This window comes from Limimaricola cinnabarinus LL-001, from assembly GCF_000466965.1.
Classification (GTDB): Bacteria; Pseudomonadota; Alphaproteobacteria; order Rhodobacterales; family Rhodobacteraceae; genus Limimaricola; species Limimaricola cinnabarinus.
Map to the genome: position 1 here is coordinate 1 of NZ_BATB01000079.1, position 11,725 is coordinate 11,725.

Annotated in this window: 11 protein-coding genes and 2 pseudogenes; 8 read left to right on the forward strand and 5 right to left on the reverse strand. The window is 67.0% G+C overall.

Annotated elements, in window-relative coordinates; all coding sequences use genetic code 11:
- The 3 genes from MBELCI_RS16710 to uvrA form a co-directional block, all read left to right on the forward strand.
- On the forward strand, positions 1–423 hold a 423-nt coding region (locus MBELCI_RS16710; protein ID WP_045320395.1), incomplete at its 5' end, for an oxidoreductase dimerization domain-containing protein.
- A gap of 141 nt (positions 424–564) precedes the next feature.
- Positions 565–885, forward strand: coding sequence for a peptidoglycan-binding domain-containing protein (locus tag MBELCI_RS16715; protein WP_021695428.1), 321 nt, complete (start codon positions 565–567; stop codon positions 883–885).
- A 174-nt stretch (positions 886–1,059) separates the two neighbouring features.
- Entirely contained in the window at positions 1,060–3,942 is a 2,883-nt protein-coding gene (gene uvrA / locus MBELCI_RS16720; protein ID WP_021695429.1) for an excinuclease ABC subunit UvrA, read from the forward strand.
- Between the two features lie 67 nt (positions 3,943–4,009).
- Here uvrA and MBELCI_RS16725 read toward each other — a convergent pair whose 3' ends face one another.
- The 5 genes and pseudogenes from MBELCI_RS16725 to MBELCI_RS16745 form a co-directional block, all read right to left on the reverse strand.
- The gene (locus MBELCI_RS16725) at positions 4,010–4,300 is read right to left on the reverse strand and encodes a hypothetical protein (RefSeq protein ID WP_021695430.1); all 291 of its coding nucleotides are present in this window, start codon (positions 4,298–4,300) and stop codon (positions 4,010–4,012) included.
- Positions 4,297–4,668 (reverse strand): hypothetical protein, encoded by a 372-nt coding sequence (locus MBELCI_RS16730; protein ID WP_021695431.1) that lies wholly within the window; start codon positions 4,666–4,668, stop codon positions 4,297–4,299. The genes MBELCI_RS16725 and MBELCI_RS16730 overlap by 4 nt, the downstream gene beginning before the upstream one ends.
- 70 nt (positions 4,669–4,738) lie before the next feature.
- Positions 4,739–5,890 (reverse strand): carboxylate-amine ligase, encoded by a 1,152-nt coding sequence (locus MBELCI_RS16735; protein ID WP_021695432.1) that lies wholly within the window; start codon positions 5,888–5,890, stop codon positions 4,739–4,741.
- Positions 5,891–5,955: 65 nt separating this feature from the next.
- Complete coding sequence (locus tag MBELCI_RS16740) at positions 5,956–6,354, reverse strand: cupredoxin domain-containing protein (RefSeq protein WP_021695433.1); 399 nt, start codon at positions 6,352–6,354, stop codon at positions 5,956–5,958.
- Positions 6,355–6,438: 84 nt separating this feature from the next.
- Positions 6,439–7,937, reverse strand: a pseudogene (locus MBELCI_RS16745) (CoA-acylating methylmalonate-semialdehyde dehydrogenase).
- A gap of 109 nt (positions 7,938–8,046) precedes the next feature.
- On the opposite strand from MBELCI_RS16745, the pseudogene MBELCI_RS16750 reads away from it, so the two are divergent.
- The 5 genes and pseudogenes from MBELCI_RS16750 to MBELCI_RS16770 all read left to right on the forward strand — a co-directional run.
- Positions 8,047–8,957: pseudogene (locus MBELCI_RS16750) on the forward strand (LysR family transcriptional regulator).
- A 45-nt stretch (positions 8,958–9,002) separates the two neighbouring features.
- Entirely contained in the window at positions 9,003–9,437 is a 435-nt protein-coding gene (locus MBELCI_RS16755; protein ID WP_021695436.1) for a CBS domain-containing protein, read from the forward strand.
- A gap of 100 nt (positions 9,438–9,537) precedes the next feature.
- Complete coding sequence (gene coaD, locus MBELCI_RS16760) at positions 9,538–10,032, forward strand: pantetheine-phosphate adenylyltransferase (RefSeq protein WP_021695437.1); 495 nt, start codon at positions 9,538–9,540, stop codon at positions 10,030–10,032.
- A gap of 61 nt (positions 10,033–10,093) precedes the next feature.
- Positions 10,094–11,452, forward strand: a complete 1,359-nt coding sequence (locus MBELCI_RS16765; protein ID WP_021695438.1) for a L,D-transpeptidase family protein — start codon at positions 10,094–10,096, stop codon at positions 11,450–11,452.
- A partial coding sequence (locus MBELCI_RS16770; protein WP_045320396.1) for a hypothetical protein occupies positions 11,449–11,725 on the forward strand: 277 nt, incomplete at its 3' end. The genes MBELCI_RS16765 and MBELCI_RS16770, both read left to right, overlap by 4 nt.

The following is an 11,725-nucleotide window of genomic DNA, read 5'->3' on the forward strand; positions in this document are numbered from 1 at the left end:
GGCGTCATGGTGGCCGAGCTGATCGCGGGCGGGCATCCGCACCCGGTCAAGCCCGAGAGCATCGCGGGCTGCACCTACTGCCAGCCGCAGGTGGCCTCGGTCGGTTATTCCGAGGCCAAGGCCAAGGAGATGGGCTTTGACGTGAAGGTCGGGCGTTTTCCGTTCATCGGCAACGGCAAGGCGATTGCGCTGGGCGAGGCCGAGGGCATGGTCAAGACCGTGTTCGACGCCAAGACCGGCGAGCTTCTGGGCGCGCATATGGTCGGGGCCGAAGTGACCGAGCTGATCCAAGGCTACATCGTGGGCCGCACGCTCGAGACCACGGAAAAGGAGCTGATGGAGACGGTGTTCCCGCATCCGACGCTGTCGGAAATGATGCATGAGAGCGTGCTCGACGCCTATGGCCGCGCGATCCACTTCTGATCTCCGTCGCACCGCAGGATCATGGAACGCCTCCGACCTGACCGGTCGGGGGCGTTTTGTGTTAAGATGGAACCCTCCGGGGCTGTTTTTCCCGGAAAAGGGGGGGTTATGCGTTTACCATTGTTTTACTTGGCCGCGGGCATGGTGGCTTTCGTCGCGCCTGCGCATTCCATGGAGGCCGACCGCGAGTCGGTCTTTGAAATTCAGGTTCTGCTACAGCATCTCGGCTACGAGCCGGGCCGAATGGACGGCCTCGCAGGTCCACGGCTGGCGCGCGCCATTCGCACCTTCGAGGCGGATCACGGGCTGCCGATCACGGGACAGGCCGACATGGCCCTGAACGAACGGCTGCACGGCCTTGTCGCCGCGCGGCCCGGGCATGCACTTCTCGAAGCAGACGCGTCGCAGGGCCGTGGCTTCTGGCAGAGGCATAGCTGGCCCGCCCGGATGGGCGGTCTCTGAGGGGCGCGCACGCCGCGTACCCGTGCCGCGACCTGGCATCCGCCGCGATCAACATGGGGCGGGTTGCGGCATTTCGCGCAGCCCCGCCATGTGTTACCCTTTCGTTCTCATTTCGCGGTTGGAGATCGGACCGCGAGGCCCTATCTTCCGGGCTGGACACTGGTGGGGACCTGCATGCCGGAACTGAAGCAGATCGAGGTGCGCGGCGCGCGCGAGCACAATCTCAAGAACGTCGACGTGGACATTCCGCGCGACCAATTGGTGGTGATCACCGGGCTTTCGGGCTCGGGCAAATCCTCTCTCGCCTTCGACACGATCTATGCCGAAGGCCAGCGCCGCTATGTCGAGAGCCTTTCGGCCTATGCGCGGCAGTTCCTCGACATGATGGAAAAGCCCGATGTCGATCACATCTCGGGCCTCTCGCCCGCGATCTCGATCGAACAGAAGACGACCTCGAAGAACCCCCGCTCGACCGTCGGCACCGTGACCGAGATCTACGACTACATGCGCCTGCTCTTCGCGCGGGTCGGCACGCCCTATTCCCCCGCCACCGGCCAGCCGATCGAGGCGCAGCAGGTGCAGGACATGGTCGATCGGGTCATGGCGATGGAGGAGGGCACGCGCGGCTACCTGCTCGCGCCGATCGTGCGCGACCGCAAGGGCGAGTATCGCAAGGAGTTCGTGGAGCTGCGCAAGCAGGGTTTCCAGCGGGTCAAGGTGAATGGAGAGTTCCACGAGCTTGAGAACCCGCCGACGCTCGACAAGAAGTTCCGCCACGACATCGACGTCGTGGTCGACCGGGTGGTGGTGCGCGAAGGGCTCGAGACGCGTCTCGCCGACAGCTTCCGCACCGCGCTCGATTTGGCCGATGGCATCGCGATCCTTGAGACGGCCCCCGCCGAGGGCGAGCCGGAGCGGATCACCTTCTCTGAGAAGTTCGCCTGTCCCGTCTCGGGCTTCACCATCCCCGAGATCGAGCCGCGGTTGTTCTCGTTCAACGCGCCCTTCGGGGCCTGTCCCTCCTGCGACGGTCTCGGGGTCGAGCTGTTCTTCGACGAACGCCTCGTGGTACCCGATGTCACGCTCAAGGTCGCCGATGGCGCCATTGCACCGTGGCGCAAGGGCAAGACGCCCTATTTCCTGCAAACCATCGAGGCCATCTCCAAGCATTACGGCGTGCCCAAAACCGCGCGCTGGAAGGACCTGCCCGAAAAGGTGCAGCAGGTGTTCCTGCGCGGCTCGGGCAAGGAGGAGATCGATTTCCGCTATGATGACGGCGGCCGCGTCTACAAGGTGTCGCGCCCCTTCGAAGGCGTGATCCCCAACCTCGAGCGCCGCTATCGCGAGACCGACAGCGCTTGGGTCCGCGAGGAGATGGAGCAGTACCAGAACAACCGCGCCTGCGGCACCTGCCATGGCTACCGCCTGCGCGAAGAGGCTCTGGCGGTCAAGATCGGCTCGGCCAAGGACGGCGCGCCTGGCCTTCGGCATGTCGGCCAAGTGGTGCAGATGTCGATCCGCGAGGCGCATGAGTGGTGCGAGACCGTGCCCGCCGCGCTCTCCAAGCAGAACAACGAGATCGCCCGCGCCATCCTCAAGGAGATCCGCGAGCGGCTCGGCTTTCTCAACAATGTCGGTCTCGATTACCTGACGCTGTCGCGCAACGCCGGCACGCTCTCGGGCGGCGAAAGCCAGCGGATCCGTCTGGCGAGCCAGATCGGCTCGGGCCTGACCGGCGTGCTTTACGTCCTCGACGAGCCGTCGATCGGCCTGCATCAGCGTGACAACGACCGGCTGCTGACCACGCTCAAGAACCTGCGCGATCAGGGCAACACGGTGATCGTGGTCGAGCATGACGAGGAGGCGATCCGCGAGGCGGATTACGTTTTCGACATGGGGCCGGGCGCGGGCGTGCATGGCGGCGCCATCGTGGCCGAAGGCACGCCACAGGAGATCATGGCCAACCCGGACTCGGTCACCGGCCAATACCTCGTCGGCACCCGTGAAATCGCGGTGCCGGCCGAACGGCGCGCTGGCAACGGTAAAAAGCTGACGGTGGTCAAGGCCACCGGCAACAACCTGCAAGAGGTCACGGTCGACTACCCTCTGGGCAAGTTCGTTGCCGTCACCGGCGTGTCGGGCGGCGGCAAGTCGACCCTGACCATCGAGACGCTCTACAAGAACGCCGCGATGAAGCTCAATGGCGCGCGGCAAGCACCCGCGCCTTGCGAAACCATCAAGGGCTTCGAGCATCTCGACAAGGTCATCGACATCGACCAGCGCCCGATCGGCCGCACCCCGCGTTCGAACCCCGCGACCTATACCGGCGCCTTCACTCCGATCCGCGACTGGTTCGCGGGCCTGCCGGAGTCCAAGGCGCGCGGTTACAAGCCGGGGCGGTTCTCGTTCAACGTCAAGGGCGGCCGCTGCGAGGCGTGCCAGGGCGACGGCGTCATCAAGATCGAGATGCACTTCCTGCCGGACGTCTATGTCACCTGCGAAACCTGCAAGGGCGCGCGCTACAACCGCGAAACGCTGGAGGTGAAGTTCAAGGGCAAGAGCATCGCCGATGTGCTCGACATGACGGTCGAGGACGCGCAGGAGTTCTTCAAGGCGGTGCCCTCGATCCGCGAGAAGATGGACGCGCTGTGCCGCGTCGGTCTGAACTATATCAAGGTCGGCCAGCAGGCGACGACGCTTTCGGGCGGCGAGGCGCAGCGGGTGAAGCTTTCCAAGGAACTGGCCCGCCGCTCGACGGGCCGCACGCTCTATATCCTCGACGAGCCGACCACCGGCCTGCATTTCGAGGATGTGCGCAAACTTCTTGAGGTGCTGCACGAACTGGTCGAAAGCGGCAACACCGTCGTCGTGATCGAGCACAATCTCGACGTGGTGAAGACCGCCGATTGGATCATCGACATCGGCCCCGAGGGCGGCGATGGCGGCGGTACCGTGGTGGCCACGGGCACGCCCGAAGAGGTGGGCGAGGTCGAGGCGAGCCATACGGGCCGCTATCTCAAGCCGATGCTGAAACCGCGCAAGATCGCGGCCGAATAGGACCGTGCCAAAACAAAAAGGCCGCCCCTCGGGGCGGCCTTTTCTCGATGTGGTCCGGTCAGGGGGCTCAGTACCCGGTCGGGCCACCGAAAAGGGTCGATCCGTTGCTGGCATCGGCTTCGAGCGAGACAGGCTGAACCTCGCTGGACGTCTCGATCCTGTCGGCCTCGGCCAGAACCGGATCGGTGGACACACGGTCAGTCTCGACCTGAACCGTCTTCGGTCCGGTTGTTGTCACCGTCGTATCGGCGATCTCGACCGAGTTGGTGGAGGTGACGCGGCGCGAGACGGGGGCCGTCGCTGCTTCGGCGGCAAGCGACGAGGTCACGACCCGCGCACCGTCCTGTATCGTGGTCACCGGTGGTGTCGCGGGCGCTCGTCGAGGCTGGCGTAACCGATGTTCTCGGGGCGCAGGCGCGGGCGCAGGTTCACCTGTTCGGGGGCAAAGCGGACCGGTGCCGGTCGGGCGGCCTGCGCTGCGGCCGCGCCGCCACCAGCGGCGACGGCGACCGTGGTGGCGACGCCCAGCGGGACGCCCGCCTTGCGCGCGGCCTTGCGCAGCTCCTTTTCAACCTTGCGCACCTGCTTGGCGTTCGCGGCGACTGCACCGTTGAGAAGCTGCGCCACGGCGGCGTTGCCGCGCACCTTGAACTTGGGCTTGGCGTCGACGGCCATGGGGGCGAATGCGAGGGTCAGCGCGGTGCCGAGGCCAAGGATGGTCTTCATGGTGCTGCACTCCAGTAACGGATTTGACCAGACAACACCGCAAACCTACGGGCCGTTCCCCGCGCTGCGATCACGACGGCGAAACTCCGCGCTCCACCCCTTCCAGAAATTCGGCCGACACGCCGCGCAGCATCTTGCGAAGCGCCTCGCGCGGTTCGGCCCCCGCGCTGATCGCAGCATCATAGGCGCGGCGCTGCCGCGTCGCCGAAGACCCCTGCTGTGCGATCCGGCGGGTGCCGCGCAGCTCATCGAGACAGCCCAGCGCCCGCGCGTCGGGCTCCATCATCTCCTCGAGTTCGCCCAGGAGTTCCTGCATGGGGCGCAACTGGTTCCGGCCAAGGTCGAGAAGCGTGCCCTCGGTGCCGTAGCGCTGCGCGCGCCAGCGGTTCTCCTCGATCAGGAACCGCTCATAAACGCGCCAGCGCTTGTTCTCGGTCTTGAGCCGATAGAGCATCCGCATCACGCATTGCACGAAGGCCGCGACCGACAGCGCCTCTTCCATGCGCGGCATCACGTCGGCGATGCGCGTCTCCAACGTCGGCCATGCCTCCGAGGGGCGCAGATCCCACCAGATCTTCGAGGCGTCTTCGATGATCCCGGCGCTGACCAGCGCATCGACCATCTTGCGATATTCGGCCCAGCTTTCGATGCGGGGCGGCAGGCCCGAACGCGGGCACTGGTCGAAGATGTTGAGCCGCCAGGACGACAGCCGCGTGTCTTCGCCGCGCCAGTAGGGCGACGAGGCCGAGAGCGCCAGTACGAAGGGCAGAAAGTAGCTCGCCTGCGCCATCAGGTCGGCGCGCAGCTCGTGATCCTCGCCAAGCCCCACATGCACATGCATGCCACAGGTCATCAGCCGGCGCGCGATGCCGCCGATATCCTCGGCGATCTTGTCGTAGCGGGCGGCATGGCCTGTGCCCTGGCTCTCGGGGTCGCCCCACGGGTGGCACGACACGGCGACGAGCGCGAGGCCGTGATCATCGGCCACCTCGGCCAGACCGCCGCGCAGATGCGCAAGATCGGCGCGCGCCTCGGCGATGTCGGCGGCGACCGATGTGCCGATCTCGATCTGGCAGTCGCGGAACTCGGGGCTAACCTGATCGCCGAGCCGTTTCTTGGCGGCGGCGAGCATTTCGTCCGGCACGGCGGCGAGGTCCATCGTCTCGGCATCGACGACGAGATATTCCTCCTCGATTCCGAGGGAAAAGGCGGGATCTGACATGGGCGCGGCCCTCCGGCTTGTTGCCGGGGCCAACGCGGCGCGTCGCGTTACGGGTCCGAGACGCGTCAGGCGACGGTGATCGTGCCGCGCATTTTCGGATGGAGCGTGCAGAGATAGGGGTAGGTGCCGGGCGTGGCAAAGGACATGCGCACCGATTGGCCGCGGCCGAGGCGCCCGCTATCGAACAGCCCGGTTTCGGAGGTGGCGGTGTGGGGCGCCAGATCGGCGTTGGTGAAGATTACCATGTCGCCCGCCGCGATCGTCAGGGCGGCGGGCAGAAAGGCGAACCCTTTGATCTCGACCTCGTGGAGCCTGCCCATGGCAGGCCGTACGGGCGGCGCGCCGCGCGGCGTGGCGGGCGGGGCGGCGGCAGCGAGGCCACCCGCCCGCGCCGCGAGAACCCAAAGTGGCAGGGCGGCGGTGGCGGCCAGCCCGCGAAGGAGAAAGCGTCGGCGCGTCGGCATGATGCGGCCTCCTCGCGCGAAATACGCGATGGGGGCAGCGTCGCGCGGACGCCGCCCCCTGTCGAGCCACATTGCCGTGACGGGTCAGTCCATCGGCTTGAAGTTGAACTCGCCGCCATCCTTGATGCCCGACGGCCAGCGCGCGGTGACCGTCTTGGTCTTGGTGTAGAACTTGAAGCTGTCGGTGCCGTGCTGGTTAAGATCGCCGAAGGCCGATTTCTTCCAACCACCAAAGCTGTGATAGGCCAGCGGCACCGGGATCGGCACGTTGATGCCGACCATGCCCACGTTCACGCGGTTGGCGAAGTCGCGCGCCGCGTCGCCATCGCGGGTGAAGATCGCGGTGCCGTTGCCCATCTCGTGATCCATGGCGAGCTTGAGCGCCTCCTCGTAGGAGCCCGCGCGCACGGTCGACAGGACCGGGCCGAAGATCTCCTTGCGATAGATCTCCATGTCCGGCGTCACGCGGTCGAACAGATGCGCGCCGACGAAAAACCCGTTCTCGTAGCCTTGCAGGCCGAAATCACGCCCGTCGACGACCAGTTCCGCACCCGCATCCACGCCCGACTGCACCAGCTTGAGGATGTTCTCCTTGGCAGCGGCGGTGATGACCGGTCCGAAATCCACGTCGTCGCCCGAGGTGTAGGGCCCGACCTTGAGGCTTTCGATCCGGGGCTTGAGCGCCGCGATCAGTCGATCGGCGGTCTCGTCGCCCACCGGAACCGCGACCGAGATCGCCATGCAGCGTTCGCCGGCGGCACCGTAGCCCGCGCCGACCAACGCGTCGGCGGCCTTTTCCATGTCCGCGTCGGGCATGATGATCATGTGGTTCTTGGCACCGCCAAAGCATTGCACGCGCTTGCCGTGGGCGCAGCCCTTGCCATAGATGTATTCCGCGATCGGGGTGGAGCCCACGAAGCCCACCGAGCGATGCCCTCATGCTCGAGGATCGCGTCCACCGCGTCCTTGTCGCCGTTGACGACCTGCAGGATGCCCTTGGGCAGTCCGGCCTCTTCCATCAGCTCGGCGAGCATCATCGGCACCGAGGGCGCGCGCTCGGACGGCTTGAGGATGAAGGCGTTGCCGCAGGCGATGGCGGGGGCAAACATCCACATCGGGATCATGGCCGGGAAGTTGAACGGCGTGATGCCCGCCGAAACGCCGAGAGGCTGGCGCATCGAATACATGTCGATGCCGGGGCCCGCGCCATCAGTGTATTCGCCCTTGAGCAGATGCGGCGCGCCGATGCAGAACTCGACCACCTCGAGGCCGCGCTGCACGTCGCCCTTGGCGTCGGGAATGGTCTTGCCATGCTCGCGCGACAGCGCTTCGGCCAGCTTGTCCATGTCGCGGTTCAGCAGACGCACGAACTCCATCATCACCCGGGCGCGGCGCTGCGGGTTGGTCGCGGCCCAGCCGGGCTGGGCCTTCTGCGCGGTCTCGACGGCGAGGTCGATCTCCTCGCGCGAGGCCAGCGGCGCGCGCGACTGCACTTCGCCGGTGGCGGGGTTGAAGACGTCGGCGTAACGGCCCGAGCGGCCCTCGGCATGTGCGCCGCCGATGTAATGGGTCAGGTTCTGCATGTCCGGTCCTCCGAAAACGATAACTGTCAAAAGCAGGTATAGCCTTGCGGAAATGCCTGTAGAAGCGGCAGGATACCAAAACGGTTTTGCATTTTTGCAAGATGAAGGGATGTGCGTGGAGAACTGGGACGACATTCGTGTCTTTCTCGCCGTGGCGCGGGCCGAAAGCCTCTCGGCGGCGGCACCCGGCCTCAGGATGGACCCCGCGACGCTCGGGCGGCGTATCGCGCGGCTTGAGGAGCGTCTGGGCGCGGCGCTTTTCGTCAAGAGCCCGCAGGGATACGCGCTGACCGGGCGGGGCGAACGGCTTCAGGTGCATGCGGCGCGCGCCGAGGCGGCGCTGGCGCTGGCGGGCGAGGCGGGGCCGCAGGAGCGCGGCCTCGCGGGACAGATCCGCATCGGTGCGCCGGATGCTGCGCCAATTTCATCCTGCCGCAGGTCTGCGCGGCGATCCAAGGGCAGAACCCGGACCTCGAAGTGCAGATCCTGGCGCTGCCCCGCGTGGTGAACCTCTCCAAGCGCGAGGCCGACATGGCCATCACCGTAAGCCCGCCGGAAACCGGGCGGCTCACCGTGCAGAAGATCACCGACTACCGGCTGAGCCTCGCGCAACGCCGTGACGCGCCCGCGCCGCAAAGCCTCGCGGCGCTCGGGGACAGGCCTCTCGTCGGCTACATCCCCGACATGATCTTCGACCGCGAACTCGACTATCTCGGGGATCTGGGCGCGCGCGGCGTGCCACTGGCCTCGAACTCGGTTTCGGTTCAGCTGCAGATGTTGCGCCATGCGGGGATCGGCATCGTGCATGACTTCGCGCTGCCCTTCGCGCCGGAACTGGTCCGTGTCCTCACCCGAGAGCTGTCGCTCACCCGGGCCTTCTGGCTGGTGCGCCACGCCGCCGACCGCCGCTCGGCGCGGCTGTCGCGCTTTGCCGCGGCGCTGATGGCGGCGATGCGTGCGGAGGTCGCGCGTCTCGAAGCGGAATGCTTGACAGTGGGGAGCGCGGAGCGCGACGGTTGACTCATGGCCCCCGGAGATCGGGGGCGCCAGCAGAGGAGGGCGTCCATGCTCGTGCAACAGATCCTGAAATCCAAGGCCAATGATACCGTCGCCACCGTGACGCCCGACACCACGGTGGCCGAGGCCGCGCGGCAGCTGTCGGACAAGCGCATCGGCGCCCTCGTGGTCTCTCAGGACGGCAAGCGCGCGCAGGGCATCATCTCGGAGCGCGACATCGTGCGCGAGATCGGTCGGCGCGGGCCGGACTGCCTCGAGGAGAAGGTCGCGGCGATGATGACCGCCGATCCGGTCACCTGCCACCGCGAGGAGGTTGCCGATCACGTGCTCGCACGGATGACCGAAGGCCGGTTCCGCCATATCCCCGTGGTCGATGGCGAGGAGATGATCGGGCTGATCTCGATCGGCGACGTGGTCAAGGCGCGGCTGTCGGAGCTGTCGATGGAGAAGGATGCGCTTGAAGGGATGATCATGGGCCACTGAGCCCGGCGGTCATGCCGAGCCGTGCCCGTGCGGCGCGGGGTCTTGCATCTCGCGCCGCCGTGATGTCGTGTGGCGCGCGAACATGCGGCGAGGAGACGTCATGCGCATCGGGCTCTACCCCGGAACCTTCGATCCGGTCACACTCGGCCACACCGACATCATCCGCCGCGCCTGCACGTTGGTCGACCGGCTGGTGATCGGCGTGGCGATTAACCGCGACAAGGGGCCGCTGTTTTCGCTCGATGAACGGGTGGCGATGATCGAGGCCGAGACCGCGCCGATCGCCGCCGCCTGCGGCTCCCAGATCGTGGTGCATCCCTTCGAGAACCTGCTGATCGACGCGGCGCGCGACGCGGGCGCGCAGATGATCATCCGCGGCCTGCGCGCGGTGGCGGATTTCGAATACGAATACCAGATGGTCGGCATGAACCGGATGCTCGACAAGTCGGTCGAGACGGTCTTTCTCATGGCCGAGGCGCGCCATCAGGCCATCGCCTCTAAGCTGGTCAAGGAAATCGCGCGGCTGGGCGGCGACGTGTCGTCCTTCGTGCCCTCCGGCGTTGAGGAGGCGCTGAAGATCCGGCTCGAACTCTGAGGCGCGGACCTCCGGGCGGGCTTGGGGCGTTGGCCTTCGAACCCGTTTCGAGGAGCGCCCGATGAGCCGAACCCTGACCCGCCTTTCCCTGTCCGTCTTCGCCCTCGCGGCCGGTGGCGCGCTCGCGCAGCAATCGCAGGAAAGCGGCGCGGACATCGCGGCCGACACTCGCGAGATCCTGCAGGGCGCGCCCTCCGACGCCTCAGGCGGCGCATCGCCCGCAGACACCTCCGGCGGGACCACTTCCCCCGACGGCGCGAGCGAGGCGCCGTCCTCCCCAGCAGCACAGTCTGAACCGGCACCCGCCGCATCCCCCGAACCGCTCCCCGTGCCGACTCCGGGCGGGTCCTCGGCCCAGCCCGAAACGCTGCGGCTTCTCGAAAACAGCGGCGCGCGACCGGTCGAGGCACAGCAGGGCACGCCGGACCAGTCTGGCGGCGGCTCTAGCCCTTCGGTCGAGGTTCCGACCGTCGTTCCCATGCCCGACGAGGCCGCGATGCAGGCCGAGCCGGCCAAGGGCGTGCCCAGCCCCGAGGCGATCGAGGCCGCGACTTATGAAGGCGGCACGCTCCCCGACGGCCAATCGGCCCTCACCGTCAAGGTGCAGGTGCTGCTCGACCGCGCGCATGTCTCGCCCGGCATCATCGACGGTTGGAAGGGCGGGATGAGCGAGAGCGCCATTGCCGCCTTCGAGACGCGCGAGGGCTTTGCCGCCGATGGGCAGCTTGATCAGCAGGTGTGGGACGCGCTCACCGCCAATCTCTCCAAACCGATGTTGCAAAGCTACACGATCACCGAGGACGACATCTCGGGGCTGAGCGCGCCGCTGCCCGACGACTATGCCGAACTCGCCGAGCTCGACCAACTCGGCTACACCCGCGTCACCGAAAAGCTGGCCGAGCGGTTCCACATGTCCGAGGACTTTCTCACGGCGCTCAACGCGCAGGCGGCATGGCAGACGGGGACCACCATCACCGTCACCGATCCCGGCCCCCGGCTCGAGACGAAAGTGGCGCGCATCGAAGTGCGCAAGGACACGAGCCGCCTTGCGGGCTTCGACGCTGATGGCCGGATGATCCTGAACTACCCCGTCACCATCGGATCGTCGCAGACGCCGTCGCCCTCCGGCACGGTCGAGGTGGTCGCCGTGGCGCTGGACCCGACCTACACCTACAACCCTGACATCAACTTCCAGCAGGGCGACAATGACGAGGTGCTGATCCTGCCGCCCGGCCCCAACGGCCCAGTAGGATCTGTCTGGATCGACCTCAGCAAGCCGACCTATGGGCTGCACGGCACCTCCAAGCCGGATTCGCTGTTCAACGCGGCGAGCCATGGCTGCGTGCGCATGACCAACTGGGACGCTGAGGAGCTTGCGCATCTCGTGTCGAGCGGCGTGACCGTCGAGTTCGTGGAATGAGGGCGCTGATCCTCGCGCCGGTGCTGGCCTTCCTTGCCGGGCCGGTGACGGCGCAGGAGACGGCACCGACGCAGGTGCCGACGCCACCCGCGCGACCGGCCGACCTCGCCCCGGTCAGCGACGTCGCCGACGGGCAGGCGAGCGAGACGGTGAATGGGACGCCTGAGACCGTACCGACGCCGGAAGCGAGGCCCGACGTGCCCGCAGCGGAGGGCATCGGGGGGGTGGACGCCGAAGGAGAACGGGAGGATCTCACCGAGACCGAGACCGAGA

Excerpts from the sequence above, each read along its gene's own strand:
- MBELCI_RS16765 (WP_021695438.1), top strand. The coding sequence starts at position 10,094 with ATGAGCCGAACCCTGACCCGCCTTTCCCTGTCCGTCTTCGCCCTCGCG.
- MBELCI_RS16735 (WP_021695432.1), bottom strand. The coding sequence starts at position 5,890 with ATGTCAGATCCCGCCTTTTCCCTCGGAATCGAGGAGGAATATCTCGTC.
- uvrA (WP_021695429.1), top strand. The coding sequence starts at position 1,060 with ATGCCGGAACTGAAGCAGATCGAGGTGCGCGGCGCGCGCGAGCACAAT.
- coaD (WP_021695437.1), top strand. The coding sequence starts at position 9,538 with ATGCGCATCGGGCTCTACCCCGGAACCTTCGATCCGGTCACACTCGGC.
- MBELCI_RS16715 (WP_021695428.1), top strand. The coding sequence starts at position 565 with ATGGTGGCTTTCGTCGCGCCTGCGCATTCCATGGAGGCCGACCGCGAG.
- MBELCI_RS16740 (WP_021695433.1), bottom strand. The coding sequence starts at position 6,354 with ATGCCGACGCGCCGACGCTTTCTCCTTCGCGGGCTGGCCGCCACCGCC.
- MBELCI_RS16755 (WP_021695436.1), top strand. The coding sequence starts at position 9,003 with ATGCTCGTGCAACAGATCCTGAAATCCAAGGCCAATGATACCGTCGCC.
- MBELCI_RS16730 (WP_021695431.1), bottom strand. The coding sequence starts at position 4,668 with ATGAAGACCATCCTTGGCCTCGGCACCGCGCTGACCCTCGCATTCGCC.